At 69.5% G+C, this 15,720-nt stretch carries 12 protein-coding genes; 3 read left to right on the top strand and 9 right to left on the bottom strand.

The genetic code is table 11. The features are described 5' to 3' along the window. The 8 genes from BJY22_RS25560 to BJY22_RS25525 are packed head-to-tail and all read right to left on the bottom strand — an operon-like array spanning position 1 to position 10,265. Positions 1-363, bottom strand: a complete 363-nt coding sequence (locus BJY22_RS25560) for a hypothetical protein (protein WP_167211117.1) — start codon at positions 361-363, stop codon at positions 1-3. Next, positions 360-4,370, bottom strand: a complete 4,011-nt coding sequence (eccCa, locus tag BJY22_RS25555; RefSeq protein WP_167211114.1) for a type VII secretion protein EccCa — start codon at positions 4,368-4,370, stop codon at positions 360-362. The genes BJY22_RS25560 and eccCa overlap by 4 nt, the downstream gene beginning before the upstream one ends. Beyond that, entirely contained in the window at positions 4,370-4,675 is a 306-nt protein-coding gene (locus BJY22_RS25550) for a hypothetical protein (RefSeq protein WP_167211112.1), read from the bottom strand. The genes eccCa and BJY22_RS25550 overlap by 1 nt, the downstream gene beginning before the upstream one ends. Beyond that, positions 4,665-8,936: a toxin glutamine deamidase domain-containing protein gene (locus BJY22_RS25545; protein WP_167211109.1), complete on the bottom strand. Its 4,272-nt coding sequence runs from the start codon at positions 8,934-8,936 to the stop codon at positions 4,665-4,667. Before BJY22_RS25545 ends, BJY22_RS25550 begins: the two co-directional genes overlap by 11 nt. After that, on the bottom strand, positions 8,933-9,229 hold the full coding sequence (locus tag BJY22_RS25540; RefSeq protein ID WP_167211106.1) for a hypothetical protein: 297 nt from the start codon (positions 9,227-9,229) through the stop codon (positions 8,933-8,935). The genes BJY22_RS25545 and BJY22_RS25540 overlap by 4 nt, the downstream gene beginning before the upstream one ends. Continuing rightward, a complete protein-coding gene (locus BJY22_RS25535) occupies positions 9,226-9,597 on the bottom strand; it encodes a DUF6507 family protein (protein ID WP_167211102.1) in 372 nt (123 codons plus the stop codon). The genes BJY22_RS25540 and BJY22_RS25535 overlap by 4 nt, the downstream gene beginning before the upstream one ends. 11 nt (positions 9,598-9,608) lie before the next feature. Continuing rightward, complete coding sequence (locus BJY22_RS25530; RefSeq protein WP_167211099.1) at positions 9,609-9,914, bottom strand: hypothetical protein; 306 nt, start codon at positions 9,912-9,914, stop codon at positions 9,609-9,611. Positions 9,915-9,926: 12 nt separating this feature from the next. Further along, positions 9,927-10,265 (bottom strand): hypothetical protein, encoded by a 339-nt coding sequence (locus BJY22_RS25525; RefSeq protein WP_337759031.1) that lies wholly within the window; start codon positions 10,263-10,265, stop codon positions 9,927-9,929. A 201-nt stretch (positions 10,266-10,466) separates the two neighbouring features. On the opposite strand from BJY22_RS25525, the gene BJY22_RS25520 reads away from it, so the two are divergent. Beyond that, complete coding sequence (locus BJY22_RS25520; RefSeq protein WP_167211096.1) at positions 10,467-11,363, top strand: hypothetical protein; 897 nt, start codon at positions 10,467-10,469, stop codon at positions 11,361-11,363. Between the two features lie 10 nt (positions 11,364-11,373). Here the strand turns inward: BJY22_RS25520 and uvrA are convergent, their stop codons facing one another. Further along, the gene (gene uvrA, locus BJY22_RS25515) at positions 11,374-14,427 is read right to left on the bottom strand and encodes an excinuclease ABC subunit UvrA (protein ID WP_167211093.1); all 3,054 of its coding nucleotides are present in this window, start codon (positions 14,425-14,427) and stop codon (positions 11,374-11,376) included. A 213-nt stretch (positions 14,428-14,640) separates the two neighbouring features. On the opposite strand from uvrA, the gene BJY22_RS25510 reads away from it, so the two are divergent. Then, entirely contained in the window at positions 14,641-15,300 is a 660-nt protein-coding gene (locus tag BJY22_RS25510) for an MBL fold metallo-hydrolase (RefSeq protein ID WP_167211090.1), read from the top strand. Beyond that, on the top strand, positions 15,279-15,716 hold the full coding sequence (locus BJY22_RS25505) for an Imm7 family immunity protein (RefSeq protein WP_167211087.1): 438 nt from the start codon (positions 15,279-15,281) through the stop codon (positions 15,714-15,716). Before BJY22_RS25510 ends, BJY22_RS25505 begins: the two co-directional genes overlap by 22 nt. Positions 15,717-15,720 lie beyond the last annotated feature (4 nt).

Genomic DNA, 15,720 nt, shown 5'->3' with positions numbered 1-15,720 from the left:
TCAGTTCGTTCCCTTCCTCGTACTCCAGACCCGTCCGCCCAGACGATCCACGAGAGTGGCCGCGTAGCGTTCCGCGAGTTCGCGAGCACCGTCGCGGGCCGTCGCCCGGATCTCCACCCACCAGGCGGGTGGTTGCACGACGTCGACCGGCGTACCGAGCATCCGTTCCAGCTCGCCCGGCACCTGGATCAGCAGCGGCAGTTCGATCGACACCAGTGGCAGGTGTTCGTCGTCGCAGAGTTGTACGACGGCGCCTCCACTGACTGCACGGACGCCCAGCTTCTCCCCCGCCGCGACGAGGCCGGCGAGCACGTCCTCGCTCGACGGGCGCCCGTCGACGAGAGCGACCAGGTCGTAGGTCATAGCACTCCTTCGGTGGTCATGGCAGCTTCCGCGACCGCGTCGGCCAGCGCTGTCTGCATCAACTGCGGCCCGTCGCCACGCCGTACGAACAGCCCTCTGCCGGGCGGATAGTCGCCCGGATACGCACCGGTGAACAGCTGTCCCTCGCTCCGCTCGCCGGACAGCACCAGCCCGGCCGCTCCGGACTCCAGCACGGCGGAGAGGAACGGCTCGTACAGCTGCCGCGACGCGCCCGCGGCCCGCCGGGTCACGACGAAGTGCAGCTTGATGTCCCGGCCGGAGGCGACGTACGGCAGGAACGGCGCCATCGGCGACTGCCCTCCCGACGTCAGCAGGTCGTAGTCGTCGGCCAGTACGACGATCCGCGGTCCGCCCCGGCCGGCCTCCGGGATCTGGCCGGTGTCGTCGGGCATCCGTTTCGCCAGCTCCTCCGAAACACCGGCGGCGAGCCCTCCCGCGGCCCGGCCGGTCGGCGCGTAGCCGCCGACGTACTCCTTCGGTACGACGTCCCGCAGGCCGCGTCGCGGATCCATCACCGCGAACACCAACTCGTCGGCCGAGTACCGCTCGATCAGCTGCTGCACGATCAGCCGCACGAGGTTGGTCTTGCCGGAGCCGCTGTCGCCGAACACCACGAGGTTGCTGTCCCGGCCGGCCAGATCGAGGTACACCGGCGCGAGCGCACGCTCGTCGACCCCGATCGGCAGCACAGCGGGCTCCCGGATCTCGTCCGCGACGTCGGCCCGCGGCAGCTTGAGCGGCAGGATCCGGATCTGCGGTGCCCGCGGCCCCTGCCAGGTGGACCGCACCGACAACGCCTGGGCCTCGAGCACCTCGGACAGCTGCTCGTCGGACGCGACGCCGTCCACCCGCGGCAACGCGACCTGGGCGAACAGCTTGCTGCCCGGTACCAGCATCCGGCCCGGACCGGCCTTGCGCAGGACCTCCTGCAGACGCCGGTCGATGTTCGAGTCCGAGGCATCGTTGAGGCGCAGCTCGAGCATCGTCCCGAACAGCGACTGGCTCTGCATCCGTACGTCGCTCCAGCGCAGCATCGACGCCACCACATGAACGCCGTAGTTGCCGCCCCGCTGCAGGATGTCGGTGACCGGCCCGTCCAACTCGTCGAAGGCCGTCCGGATCGCACCGAAGTTGTCGATCACCAGCACGACGTCCGCGGTCGGCAACTCGGTGATCCGGCCGGCCGCGTGCTCCTCGCGGAGCGCGTCCATCGTGTCGATGCCGTGGTTGCGGAACACCCGCTCGCGGTGGTCGATCATCCCGCGGATCTCCTCGACCGTCCGCCGGGTCTTCTCCCGGTCGGTGCGCAGTGCCACACCGCCGACGTGGGGCAGTTGTTCGAGCGCCTGCATACCACCGCCCGCGAGATCGAGCGCGTAGATCGCGACCTCCCGCGGCGTGTGGGTGTGGCTGAGCGAAGTGATCAGTGTTCGCAACGCGGTGGTCTTTCCGGACTGCGGGCCGCCGACGATCGCGGCGTGCCCGCCTGCCCAGGTGAGATCGAGGGGGAACACTTCCTGGCGCTGATTGGCCGGGTCGTCGACGACACCCAGCGGCGGCTGCATCCGCGGCGCCGGGGCGGCCAGTTGCAGCCCGCGGTCCGTGACGTAGTCCGCACGACCTGCCAGCGCGTCCAGCGTGCAGGAGCCGGGCAGCGGCGGCAGCCAGATCTTCAGGACCGGCTCAGCCGCCCGACGCACCTGGTCGACGAACACGGTCAGCTCGGTCGGCCCCGTCGTACGCTCGGTCGCCTTCGCCTCGACCGGCACCTGGATCGCGTCCTCGCTCACCTGGTACGGCGGCAGCACGATCGGCCCGGCGTACGACGTCTCATCCTCGATCACCTCACCGGTCTGCGGAACGTACGGCCCGGAGATGTACGCCGCCCGGAACCGCTGGTAGACGCTGGTGTCGACCCTCAGGTAGCCGAACCCGGGCAGCGGTGGCAGGTGGAACGCGTCAGTCGTGTCCAGCACCGTCCGGCTCTCCTCCTCGGAGAACGTCCGCAGACCCAGCCGGTACGACAGATAGGTCTCCAGCCCACGCAGCTTGCCCGCTTCGATCCGCTGGCTGGACAGCAGCAGGTGGACCCCGATGGACCGGCCGATGCGCCCGATCGACAGGAACAGGTCGATGAAGTCCGGGCGCTCGTTGAGCAGCTCACCGAACTCGTCGATGATCACGAACAGGTGCGGCAGCGGATCCAGGTCCGGTCGCTGCCGGCGCAGCAGCCGGTAGTCCGTGATGTTCGCGACGTTGCCCGCGTCCTTCAGCGCCTGCTGGCGGCGCAGCACCTCACCTTCCAGGCTCTTGTACGCACGCTCGATCAGGCTCGCGTCGTCCCGCAGGTTGGTGATGATGCCCGCCACGTGCGGCACGCCTTCGAACGGCGCGAACGTCGCGCCGCCCTTGAAGTCGACCAGCACGAACGAGAGGTCCTCCGGTGAGTGCGTCGCCTGCAGCGCCATCACCATGGTCCGCAGTACCTCGGACTTGCCGGAACCGGTCGCACCGATGCACAGACCGTGCGGCCCCATCCCGAGCTGCGCCGACTCCTTCAGATCGACGAGTACGACGTTGCCGCTGTCGTCGACGCCGAGCGGCACCCGCAGGAACGACCGATCGGTCCGCGGACGCCAGAGCTGCCCGAAGTCCGGCCGGGCGATATCGGTGATCCCGATCAGGCCCATGAAGTCGACATCGCCCTGGTGCACGTCCTCCTCCAGGGACTCCGCCGACAGCCGCAACGGCGCGAGCTCGCGGGCGACGCACTCGGCGACCACGGCGCCCGTCCGGTCCACCTGGCCGCCGGCGACCAGCGGGTACTGGCCGCGCAGGTCCTCAACACGGACTTCGTCGCCGAAGACCGTGATCCGGATCGTCACCGAGCTCGGCTCCTGCACCCGGTCCGCGACGAGGTGCAGGACAGTGACTCCGAGCTCGCCCGGCAGCAGCGTGTCGTCAGCCTGTGGACGGACCTCTGCCGCAACGTCGCCGTACGTGTCGTGCACGACGAGCAACCGCCGGGTCAGCCGACGGCGATCCTCGAGCGCGACCGCCCCACGGCGCGATTCGGTCGCCCACCGGACGCGCGCACCCAGGTCGTCGGCGAGCAGCCGCGTCAGGTCCTGCGGTGTCGCCGCGATCCTGCGGAACGGAACCGGACCCTCCCTACGGTCGGGATCCTCGACGTGCGGCAGCCAGCTCATCCAGTGCCAGTCCGCCAGGGCGGCCTGCGGGAAACACGCCGCCATCGCGACATCCTCGGGCGCGTGGAACACCGCGGTCTGCACGAGCAGCGAGCGAGCCACCCGGAGGACGCCTTCGCGGTCGCCGACGATGCTGACGTTGCCGACATGGTCCAGCGGCACCGTCAGCGGCATGTCCGGCATCAGCGTGAACCGCCGTACGAGCGCGTTGGCCTCGGCCGTCATGAACTGGTCCGGCGGCTCCATCGCGGATCCGCCGTGCCCGACCACAGCCGGAACCACCGGCACGCGGCCGCTGCCGCAGCGCGACTGCAGGAAGTCGCTGTCGGTCCGTCGGCGCTCCCAGAGCCGGGACACGTCGGCGACACAGTCCAGCAGTGCATCCGGCGGCGGATTCAGCTCGAGCGCCTGAGCCCGCGCCTTGCGTTCCTCCGCCGAGAAGGCGTCCCGCATCCGCTCGAGGTAGTCGAGGTAGCGGGTCCGCTGGAGCTTGCGGTCCTTGCCGCCTTTGCCACGCGACGCGAGCATGGCGCCGAGCGAGCCGACCAGCGTGAGCGCGAGCAACCCGACACCGACCATCACCATCGGCCCCGACCGGCCCATCGTCATCATCGCGACAGAACCGAGACTGCCCACCATCGGCAGCATCATCTGCATCGCGTTACCACCGCCCGCACCGGCGCCGCCGAGCGACGGGGCCGGCTCGATCACGCGCTGCTGCTGTACACCGGGCGGCGGGGTGCGCCGCGCGGGACGGTGCACGATCCGGCTCGCCACTACGGTCTCCTCCGCCGGCCGGTTCCCGTTGCCGTCGGAGACTTCGGCGACGGGCTGACCGGGGCGGCCGGCGTCGGGGTCGGCTGGTTCTTCCGTTCTTCGTCGACCATCGAGGACTTGAAGTACGACACACCGGCACAACCCGCGCACGCGAGTGCGCCGATCAGCACACTGGCGAAGATCTTGCCGGTCTGCTCGTCGAGCGTGTTCTTGGTCCGCTCGGCACCGAACAACCAGGCCTCCCGCAGCCGACGCCGACGCACCGCCACCGACTCGATGACCTGCGTCCCGTAACTACCCGACACTCCCGCTCCCCTGCTCCGATCCGCCCGTTGTCTGCACCGGTCCGCTGTGGTCGCGAACCTTCACGTGCCACGTGTTGTGTTCTTCGTCGTAGGACTTCTCCCACGGATAGAACACGGTGTGCGGCGGGTGGACGACTTCCTGGATGTCCTTGTCCGAAGGGCGCAGGAACGCCAGGTCCTTGCCGTGCCGCGCATCGATGTGCACGACAACGGTGGCGGAGCGCTCGGACCCTCCGGTGACGTGGGCATCGTCCTTGGCCGAGTGCTGGAATGCCGGTTCCCGGACCGAGCCACCGGGCTTGTAACGGTCCAGGAACGCTTGCCGATCCGCGTCGGTGTCGAACACGAGGCCGCGATGGATCGTGCCCTCGTGGTCGGGCAGCTTGTTCAGCCCCGATGTCGCCAGCCGAACGAGCGGCTCCCGCTCGACGCTCGCGTCACCGGCGCGGAACCGCTGGTTGATGACCTGGTGGGTCATCCCCAGCATCTGGTGCATCGCCGTGATCTCGCCGTCCGACAGGTCGTCGGCGACCTTCCCGAGGAGCTCCCGCCCGCGCTCCCGGTGGTTCTCGATCAACGAATTCCTACTCAGCGGGTCCGAGCGGAACGCCTCCTCGTCCTGCCACGACGCCCGGAACGACCGATCCGCCAACTCGGACGGCGGCCGCACCGGTGCCTCCGGTGCGCGTGACGGCACGGAAGGTGTGCGCTGCGTGGGTAGCTGCTGTGCGGGTAGCTGCTGTGCAGGGGTTGGCTGCTGTGCAGGGGTTGGCTGTTGTGCGGGGGTTGGCTGCTGTGCGGGGGTTGGCTGCGTCTCCGGTACGCCGTGCGGATGAGCAGCAGGCTGCACCGTCTCCGGCGTACGGGCCGACGGCGGAACCACCTGCGTCAGCTCGTCCCAAATGCCACCGTTGCTGTCCGGCTCCGGTGCGCGGTTCGACGGCGGAACCAGTTCCGTCAGGCCGTCGAAGTCGCTCTGCCTGGGGCGGTCCGCGTCCGCCGTACTCGACTCGGGCAAGTTCGCGTCCGGCACGTCGGGCTGGCCGCGGAGTGGGGTCTCCGCGCGCTGGAACTGCAGCTGCGACGCGGGTGGGGTGTCCGGTGTCCTCGGGACGCCCTCCCAGGTGCCGCCCGGCTGGCGGATCGCGAACTGCATCGACGTGATGTCGATCGGGTCTCCGGACCGCAGATCCCGGTACGGGTTGTTCGGTCGCGGATCCGTACTGCCGTCGGGGAACGCGTCGACGAGCTTGCCGCCTTCGGGCTGCGCGTCCAGGAACTTGACCTTGCCCCGTTCGTCGACGAACGCGTTGAAGACATGCCCGCCGCCCGGGATGCCGGGATTGCCGGATCTCCAGGTCACGAAGACGTTCGCGTGGGTACCGGCCGGCCTACCGCGCAGGGCGTCGCACAGCGTGCGGTACGCGCCGTCGGTGAACTCGGCCGGGTTGTGCGGCCCGTTCGGAATCGCCAGCTTGTGCTCCGGCTTGAAGTCCGCCAGGTCCATCCATTCGAGGGTGCCTTCCGGGTTCTCGCCGCCCTTGAAGGTGTTCCCGGCCGCGAGCCGCGGCTGGTCGCCGTAGAGGATGCCGGCGGCGTTCCGGGAAACCTCCGGGCAGTTCATCTGGTAGTGCTTGCTCTTCCCGATGTCCGGGTTGACCAGGCCCTTCCAGGCGTTGACGTTGCTCCACGGCGGGTCGCCGACCACCTCGGTCAGGCGGCCCCAGCGCGGGTCGCGGACATCCGGCGGGATGTGCGCGAACGGGTCGACGTCCGGCCGCGGCTTCCCCGGTTCCGGGCGCAGGTATTCCGGCTTCAGCTTGTCGAGCTCGACCTGCCGTTGTAGCGGATCGTTCCACCGCGGGTCGTTCGCGGCGTCGTACGGCGTGTGCCGCGGCGGAGCCGGCCGCACCGGCGGGAACGGATGCCGCCGCACCGGATCGAACGGCCGCACAGGCTCCTGGTACGGCGTCCGGGAAGAGGCGGGAGGCTCCGGCGGGTTGTGTGGTGCGGGCTTGTCGGGCGTACGAAGAGGTGAGTCGACGGGACCAGGTACGCCAGGATGCGCCGGCGGGAACGGCGCAACCCCCGGCTCCACCAGCCCAACAGGCACCTCCGCCCGCCCCGCCCACTCGGGCGTACGCGTCGACTCCGGCGTACGCGTGGACTCGGGTGTGCGGGTCGACTCCGGCGTACGCGTGGACTCGGGCGTGCGGGTCGACTCCGGTGTGCGGGTCGACTCCGGCGTACGCGTGGACTCGGGTGTGCGGGTCGACTCCGGCGTACGCGTGGACTCCGGCGTACGGGTCGACTCCGGCGTGCGCGTGGACTCGGGCGTACGCGTGGACTCGGGCGTGCGGGTCGACTCCGGTGTACGCGTCGACTCCGGCGTGCGCGTGGACTCGGGCGTGCGCGTGGACTCGGGCGTGCGGGTCGACTCGGGTGTACGGGTCGACTCGGGTGTACGGGTCGACTCCGGCGTGCGCGTGGACTCGGGCGTGCGCGTGGACTCGGGCGTGCGGGTCGACTCGGGTGTACGGGTGGACTCGGGTGTGCGCGTGGGGTCCGGTGTGCGGGTCGGCCCCGGTGTACGCGTCGGTGCGGGGGTTGATGGTGAGTCGGGGCGTGGTGTGGTCGGGATCGGCGTGGTCGGGGTCGGGGTCGGGTCCGGTGTACGGGGGTTGGATGGGGTCGTCGGATCCGGCGTGCGGGTGGTCGGTGGTGTCGGGTCGGTGGTGCGGCCGGTCGGCGGCGTGTCCGGCGGATGCGTGGGTGTGACCGGAGTCGTCGTACCGGGATCCACCGGTGTGGTCGTCCTGTCGGTGCTGCTGGGCGTGTGTACGTCGTCGATCCCGTCCACGCCTGCCGGCCGCGCCGACGACGTACTGTCGATCGGTGTGCTGTCGATCGGTGTGCTGTCCACCGTCCCGTTCGGACTCGTTCCGTCCGAGACGGTGGCGCCGTCCAGCCCGTCACCCGATGGCACGTCCACGTCGACACCCGTCGAGCCCTGGTACGTGAATGTGTCGCCGACGATCGGGATCTTCGACAGGCCGTTCACCACGTCGGCGACCTTCGGGATCGACGTGACAGCGGCCAGTACGTTGTCGTGCAGCGCGATCCGGGTGTTCTGTGCGATCTCGGCCACCCTGGAGACCTTCGCGACCGTCGCGCTCAGGGCACCGAACCGGCCGGCCAGCGCCGCCGTCTTGATCGCACCGGCGGTACCGCCGCTGGCAACGGTGGTGACGATGTTTGTGAGGGTGTACCCGAGCGCCTTGCCCGGATTCTCGCTCCATTCGTCCCAGGCGACGAAGCCCTTGAACATCTGCTCGCCCATGTCCAGGCCGGTGTCGGTCCACTCCTTCAGCCACTCCGGCCGCTCGATGCCGAAGAACTCCTCTCCGATCCACCCGCGGACCTGCAGCGGAACGGTCGCGACCTGTCCCACGAGAGTGCCCAGACCGACCCAGGCGTTCCCCGAGTCCTCCCAGGTCGGTATGTCGTAGCCGAGCGTGTCCTTCGACCATTCCCGGAGGGCGTCCCATTCGCCCAGCAACGGCAGCACCGGCACGAGCGTCAGGACGCCCTCGACCATTTCACCGAGGGCGGTGTAGACACCTTCGACGAAGCCCGCCGCGAAGTCGGCGCCGTCCTCCCACCACGGCTTGTCCCACTCTTCGCTGGTTCCCCAGGGCGGCTCCTCCTCGGTCTGCTCGTCCTCGGGCGGAGGCGGCGGATCCTCGCCTTCGCGCAGGCCGGTCTCCGGATCCCAGGCGTCGCCGCCGAAGAGTCCGAGGATTCCGTTCGCGGCGGTGAAGCAGATCTCCGGAAGCTTCTCGGTCATGATGAGGTCGACCATGCCGAGCAGCAGGTTGTGCTCCAGGACCAGGTCCTCGTTCTTCTGCCAGTCCGGGTCGGCGTCCTTCCGGCTGATCCAGTCCCACGCGTCCGCCCGGGTGTTCTCGAGCACCGACAGGCACTGCCGCGCCTCGTCGGCGAGGACCTCCAGGTACGTCGCCATCGTCGGCAGGCTCGCGCCGAACTCGCTGAGATTGGTCTGCACCTTCACCGTCGAGTTCACCAGCAGCTCGCGCTCCGGTGCCTCGTAGACCGCGCCCAACCCCTGGAACGTGCTGTGGATGTCAGTTCCCAGGTCACCGAACTGCCCGCCCAGACTGCTCAGCGTCCCGACGTTCTCGTCGAGCGCCGCGACCACTCCCGCCACTTCCTCGACCGGGATGCCCTCGGGTTTGATCATCGGGCAGCTGCCATCGCGTCGGCGAGCGTCTGCTGGCTGGGCGCGAACGAACTGATGCCGTGATCAGCCACCAGGAACAGCAGGTTGGCATAACCCGGTGGCACGAGCAGCAGATACTCCTCCACCTGGAACACCGCCCAGCCCGCCAACTCCTCGGGCGTCGCGCCCAGTCCGGGCTCCGGTGCCTGGGCCGTCAGCCACTCGGCGAGCCGCGCCCGGCCTGCGGCGGCCACCTCGGCGGCCACCTCGGCGGGCACCTCGGCGGGCACCGGCGCCGGACTCTCGCCGGTCATACCGCGGTATCCCCACCGTTCGGGTCCGGCACCGTCGCCCCGCGAATCTCGACGATACCGAGCGAGGCCTGGCGCTGAGCGTTCTCCGCCATCGTCTCCTGCCCTTCCATGTACGCCGTGACAGCGTTCACCGTGCCGTACATCGACGCGCTGACCTGCGTGGCCGCCGCCTCCACGATCGGCGACCAGTGCTCCGAGTACTCCGCCACCGCCACCGCAACGACGGCGAAGAGGTCGTAGTTCAGGCCCTCGATGGTCGCGCCCAGGCTGTCGCCGTACGAGATCCCCAGTGCCTCGAACGGCTCCGCCGCGGTCGCGGTCGCGGAGAGAACCTGGTTCACGCCGTCGACGTCGATATCCCAGTCCACTGCTGCTCCGGTCAGCCGCTGATGCCGTCGACGGCGGCCGACGCCTTCCGCAGCGTGGCCGCCGCGGTGGCGTCGTTCTGGACCAGGGTCTCCTTCAGCGACGCGATGACCGCCAGGGTCGAGTCGGCCGCACTGTTGAACCTGTCCTCGACCGCGCGGTAGTTCTCGGTCACACCGCTGGCGGAAGCGTCCGAGAGGGCGGCTTCGACGTTCTGGCGGTGGGTCTCGATCAGACCGGAGATCCGGGCGGCGAGGTTGTTGACGGTCGCCTGAACCTCGCTCGAGGCGGCGGTGTCGTAGCTGTTGCGGTATGCCATCGCAGGGTCCTCTCAGCGCTTGCCGAACCGGGCGCCGTCGAAGTCGGCGGCCCCCTGGTTCTTCTTGGCGGTGTCCGCCATCTCGGTGTCACCGGTCCGGAAGGCCGCGTCCATCCCGGCCTGTCCTTCGGTGATCGCGGCGAGGCCCGCGTTCAGGTCGGCCGCGATGCTGTCGACGTTGGCCTTGAACGAGTCGAACATCGCCTTGCCGGAACCGTTCATCTTTCCTTCCAGCGGTTCCGCCGCCGCGACCAGTTGCCTCACGAGTCCACCGAGATCCTCGGTGCCCGTCGACGTCTTCCTCGCCAACTGGCTCAGGGTGTCCTGGCCCATGTCCCAACGTCCGGTCACGCTCTCTCCCTCGCACGGCGATGCATCGATGACCAGTTGACCAGGCAGTGCTTTCCACCGGCTTTCTGTTCGCTTTCCGGTCCCGGCCCGGAACCAGCCGGGGGTGCGTCGACCAGAGCCCGCCCGGTGCGGTACCCGGGGGCAGGTGGTTCGCGTAGCCCCACCACGCGGCACACTGTGGGGCGTGGGAGAGGCTTATCGATGACTGGCACGACGAACGACACGACCATCGTGAAGGCGATCGCGGACCTCGCGCCGATGTGGCTGCCGGGGTGCGTCGTCGACACCGCCGAGCGGACGGTCGAGGTCGGCTGGGGCCGCGGCGCGCTGCAGATGTCCGCGGTCGTCGGGCTCGGCGAGATCGTCGACCGGTGCCGTCAGCTCCCGCAGCAGTTGTGGGCGGACCAGATCGAGGCGTGGCTGCGGGCCGTCGTCGCCGAGGGCGAGTTGGCCACCGAGGAGCATCGCTTCGGGGACGTCGCCGTACGCCAGCGCGCGATGCTGCTGCAGCGCGGCTGGTCCGCGCGGACGTCGGGTCCGGTGGCGGACGCGCTGATCCCGTTCGGGGACCACTTCGAGGTCGTGGTGTTCATCGGTACCGGGACGGACTACCGGCGGCTGACCGTCATCCGGCGGTCGATGCTCGGGCTCGGCGATCCCGACGTACCGTCGCCGGTGCAGTTGACGCTCGATCAGATCTCTGACCTGCGGCCGACCGAGCACGACGGCTTCTCCGTGCTCAGCCGGGACGACGATCCGCTGGTGTCGATGGCGGTCGTCGATCGGGAGAAGCTGCTCCCCCAGGCCTCCATCGGGCTCGGCGTGCTGCTCGGCGTCCCCAGGTTGAGCACTGTCGCCTTCTGTCCCGCCGACGCCGGTCAGGCGACCGCGGACCGGCTGGCTCGGTTCGTCGCCGACACGTACCGGGACGCACCCGATCAGTGCAGCCCGGATCTGTTCTGGCTGCAGGGCGACCGGATGGTGCAGGTGCCGGTCACGCTGGCAAAGCCGCCGACAGTCGTGCTGCCGGCGGCCCTGCTACCGTCGCCGCGCCGGACCTGGTTCCGGCACCTCGTCCAGCAACTCTTCCGCCGCTGACGGGATCAGCTCAGCTGGCGACGCGTTTCCTGGCTGCCGTCTTCTTCGCCGGGGCCGCCTTCTTGGCCACCGTCTTGGCCACCGACTTCTTGGCAGCGGTCTTCTTCGCTGCCGTCTTCGTGGCTGCTGTCTTCGTCGCCGCCGTCTTCTTCGCGACGCCCTTCTGGGCCGGCTGCGACTTGGCAGCCTCCGCTGCCTTCTTGGCGCTCGGCTTCGCGGCGCGGCCCTCGAGGATCTCGGCGAGGAACTGGCCGGTGTACGACGCGGGGTTGGCGGCGACCTGCTCCGGTGTGCCCTCGGCAACCAGCGTGCCGCCGCGGCGACCGCCGTCCGGCCCGAGGTCGATGATCCAGTCCGCGGTCTTGATGACGTCGAGGTTGTGCTCGATCACCAGCACCGAGTTGCCCTTGTCCACCAGACCGCTCAGGACGCCCAGCAGCTTCCGGATGTCCTCGAAGTGCAGGCCGGTGGTCGGCTCGTCCAGGACGTAGACCGTGCGACCGGTCGACCGCCGCTGCAGCTCGGACGCCAGCTTCACGCGCTGCGCCTCACCGCCGGACAGCGTCGGCGCCGGCTGACCGAGCCGGACGTACCCGAGGCCGACCTCGACCAGCGTCTTCAGGTGCCGCGAGATCGCCGGGATCGCGGCGAAGAACTCCGCCGCCTCCTCGATCGGCATGTCCAGCACGTCCGCGACCGTCTTGCCCTTGTAGTGCACCTCGAGCGTCTCGCGGTTGTACCGGGCGCCGTGGCACACCTCGCACGGGACGTAGACGTCCGGGAGGAAGTTCATCTCGATCTTCAGCGTGCCGTCACCGGAGCACGCCTCGCAGCGGCCGCCCTTCACGTTGAACGAGAAGCGGCCTTGCTGGTACCCACGCACCTTCGCCTCGGGCGTCTCCGCGAACAGCTTGCGGACGTGGTCCCACACGCCGGTGTACGTCGCGGGGTTGGACCGCGGCGTCCGGCCGATCGGCGACTGGTCGACGTGGATGACCTTGTCGACCAGCTCCATCCCGGAGATCTTCGTGTGCCGCCCCGGCACCGCGCGGGCGCCGTAGATCTGCCGCGCCAGCGACGTGTAGAGGATGTCGTTGACCAGCGTGGACTTGCCCGAGCCGGACACGCCGGTGACCGCGACGAACACCCCGAGCGGGACGGTCACGTCAAGGTCCTTGAGGTTGTTCTGCCGGGCGCCGTAGATGGTCAGCTCGCGGCCCTCGGTCAGCGGCCGCCGGACCTCCGGGATCGGGATCTCCCTGCGGCCGGACACGTACGCACCCGTGATCGAGTCCGGGTGGTTGCGCAGGTCCTCGACCGTGCCGGACACGACCACCTGACCGCCGTGCTCACCGGCGCCCGGACCGATGTCGACGACCCAGTCGGCGTGGTCGATGGTGTCCTCGTCGTGCTCGACGACGATCAGGGTGTTGCCGAGCTCCTTGAGCCGGACCAGGGTGTCGATCAGCCGCCGGTTGTCGCGCTGGTGCAGGCCGATCGACGGCTCGTCCAGCACATACAGCACGCCGACCAGACCCGAACCGATCTGCGTCGCCAGCCGGATCCGCTGCGCCTCACCGCCGGACAGCGAACCCGCCGGCCGGCTGAGCGCCAGGTAGTCCAGGCCGACGTCGAGCAGGAACCGCAGCCGCTCGCCGATCTCCTTGACCACGCGCTCCGCGATCTGCTTCTCCCGCGGCGTCAGCTCCATCCGCACGAGGAAGTCGTGCACCTCGTCGATCGACATCGCGCTGATCTCGGCGATGTTCTTGCCGCCGAGCGTGACCGCCAGCGAGATCGGCTTCAGCCGCGCGCCGTTGCAGGCCAGGCACGGCACCTCGCGCATGTACTCCTCGAAGCGCTCGCGCCCGGTGTCGCTCGACGCCTCCGCGTGCCGCCGCTCGACGTACGGGATCACGCCCTCGAAGGTCGTGTAGTACGACCGCTCGCGGCCGTAGCGGTTCTGGTACGAGACGTGGACCTGCTTGTCGTGACCGGTGAGCAGCGCCTTCTTCGCCTTCGCCGGCAGCTCCCCGAACGGCGTGCTGGTCTTGAACTTCAGGTCCTTCGCCAGCGCCTCGAGGAGCCGCTCGAAGTACTGCGAGACGTTCTGCCCCGACCACGGCTGGATCGCGCCCTCATCGAGCGACTTGGACGGGTCCGGCACCAGCAGCTCCGGGTCCACCTCCATACGCGTGCCCAGCCCGGTGCACACCGGACAGGCGCCGTACGGCGAGTTGAACGAGAACGACCGCGGCTCGAGCTCGTCGATGGCGAGCGGGTGATCGTTCGGGCAGGCGAGCTTCTCGGAGAACCGGCGCTCACGGTGCGGGTCGTTGCCGGGCAGGTCGACGAAGTCGAGCACGACCAGGCCGCTCGCCAGGTTGAGCGCGGTCTCCACCGAGTCGGTCAGCCGCTGCTTCGCCGAACCCTTCACCGCCAGCCGGTCGACGACCACGTCGATGCTGTGCTTCTTCTGCTTGTCGAGCTTCGGCGGCTCGGTGAGCTGGATCGTCTCCCCGTCGACCCGGGCCCGCGAGAAGCCCTGACCGGTCAGCTGCCGGAACAGGTCGACGTACTCGCCCTTGCGGCCGCGGACGACCGGGGCGAGCACCTGGAACCGGGTGCCCTCCTCCAGCTCGAGCACGCGGTCGACGATCTGCTGCGGTGTCTGGCGCGCGATCGGCTCACCGCACTCCGGGCAGTGCGGGCGGCCGGCCCGGGCGAACAGCAGCCGGAGGTAGTCGTAGACCTCGGTGATCGTGCCGACGGTGGACCGCGGGTTGCGCGAGGTCGACTTCTGGTCGATCGAGACGGCCGGCGACAGGCCCTCGATGAAGTCGACGTCCGGCTTGTCCATCTGGCCGAGGAACTGGCGCGCGTACGCCGAGAGCGACTCGACGTACCGCCGCTGGCCCTCGGCGAAGATCGTGTCGAAGGCCAGGCTGGACTTCCCGGACCCGGACAGGCCGGTGAAGACGATCATGGCGTCCCGCGGCAGGTCGACCGAGACGTCCTTCAGGTTGTGCTCACGCGCTCCACGCACGATCAGACGGTCAGACACAAGCTCACTCTCAGCCGTTCTCGAGGGTTTCCGGGTGGTTCTCCGGCATGCCCGGTCATGCTAACGAGGCCCACCGACAAAAACTTCCGCCGCCGGATCCGGCGGCCGCTTCGAAAGTATATTCGATCGCCGGGGGTGGTCGCTGCAACCCGGCCGGAGGTGCGAGGATCGGCGGTGTCTCAGAGACAGGCACCGACACCAGGGAGAGGCGAGATGCCGGAGTACCACGGGAACGTCAAGGTCGGCGGAGCGGCCCAGACGCACGAGCTGGCGCACCTGATGATCACCAAGGTCGCGGTCGGGCCGATGGACAACAACGCCTACCTGCTGCGCTGCCGGCAGACCGACGAGCAGGTGCTCGTCGACGCCGCGAACGAGCCGGACACCCTGCTGCGCCTGATCGGCGACGGGGGCCTTGCGCGGGTGATCACCACGCACCGCCACCAGGACCACTGGGAGGCGCTGGCCGAGGTCGTCGCCCGCACCGGCGCCAGGACGGTCGCCGGGCGGCACGACGCCGAAGGTATCCCGGTCCCGACCGACGAGCTCGTCGACGACGGCGACCAGATCGCCGTCGGCCGCTGCAGCCTGCGCGTCATCCACCTCGTCGGCCACACGCCCGGCTCGATCGCCCTCGTGTACGACGACCCGGACGGCGCACCGCACGTCTTCACCGGCGACTCGCTGTTCCCCGGCGGAGTCGGCAACACGCAGGGCGACGCCGAGCGGTTCACGTCGCTCATCAACGACGTCGAGACCAAGCTCTTCGGCACGCTCCCCGACGAGACGTGGGTCTACCCCGGCCACGGCTCGGACACGAGCCTCGGCGCCGAGCGCCCCCACCTCGCCGAATGGCGCGAACGCGGCTGGTAGCCGTGTTCGAGTACCACGGCTGGGCCACACTGCGCGACTCCCAGGACGACTGGACCACGGGCGAGGCCGCCGACAACCTGAGCAAGACGGCGTACGACGCCGTGGCGAGCGCGATCGCCGACGTACGCAACGACCTGCAGCTCGCGGACCTGCGGGTCGTGAACGGCTCGGCCCAGCTGTGGCTGGCCGGGCTGCGGAACCACCGCCAGGATGATGTGATCGAGGTGTTCCAGAGAATCGCCCAGGCGGCCCCGTGGTCCTACGGCATGCTTCATGTCTACGACGACGAGGTCCAAGGCGAGAACCAGAACCGCTGGGTCGTATGGGTGATGAAGCGCGGCTTGGCACTTCCCGAGGCAGACCCGTATCTCTCTCCGCACATTGGCGTTGTGGAGGACGATCTCGAGGAAGCCTGAACCG

The sequence above is a fragment of the Kribbella shirazensis genome (genome assembly GCF_011761605.1).
In the GTDB taxonomy this organism is placed as follows: Bacteria; Actinomycetota; Actinomycetes; order Propionibacteriales; family Kribbellaceae; genus Kribbella; species Kribbella shirazensis.
The sequence above is the reverse complement of the archived record's forward strand: the minus strand, read 5'-3'. Positions and strand labels throughout refer to the sequence as shown.

Excerpts from the sequence above, each read along its gene's own strand:
- BJY22_RS25560 (WP_167211117.1), bottom strand. The coding sequence starts at position 363 with ATGACCTACGACCTGGTCGCTCTCGTCGACGGGCGCCCGTCGAGCGAG.
- BJY22_RS25545 (WP_167211109.1), bottom strand. The coding sequence starts at position 8,936 with ATGATCAAACCCGAGGGCATCCCGGTCGAGGAAGTGGCGGGAGTGGTC.
- BJY22_RS25540 (WP_167211106.1), bottom strand. The coding sequence starts at position 9,229 with ATGACCGGCGAGAGTCCGGCGCCGGTGCCCGCCGAGGTGCCCGCCGAG.
- BJY22_RS25530 (WP_167211099.1), bottom strand. The coding sequence starts at position 9,914 with ATGGCATACCGCAACAGCTACGACACCGCCGCCTCGAGCGAGGTTCAG.
- BJY22_RS25520 (WP_167211096.1), top strand. The coding sequence starts at position 10,467 with ATGACTGGCACGACGAACGACACGACCATCGTGAAGGCGATCGCGGAC.
- BJY22_RS25510 (WP_167211090.1), top strand. The coding sequence starts at position 14,641 with ATGCCGGAGTACCACGGGAACGTCAAGGTCGGCGGAGCGGCCCAGACG.
- BJY22_RS25505 (WP_167211087.1), top strand. The coding sequence starts at position 15,279 with ATGGCGCGAACGCGGCTGGTAGCCGTGTTCGAGTACCACGGCTGGGCC.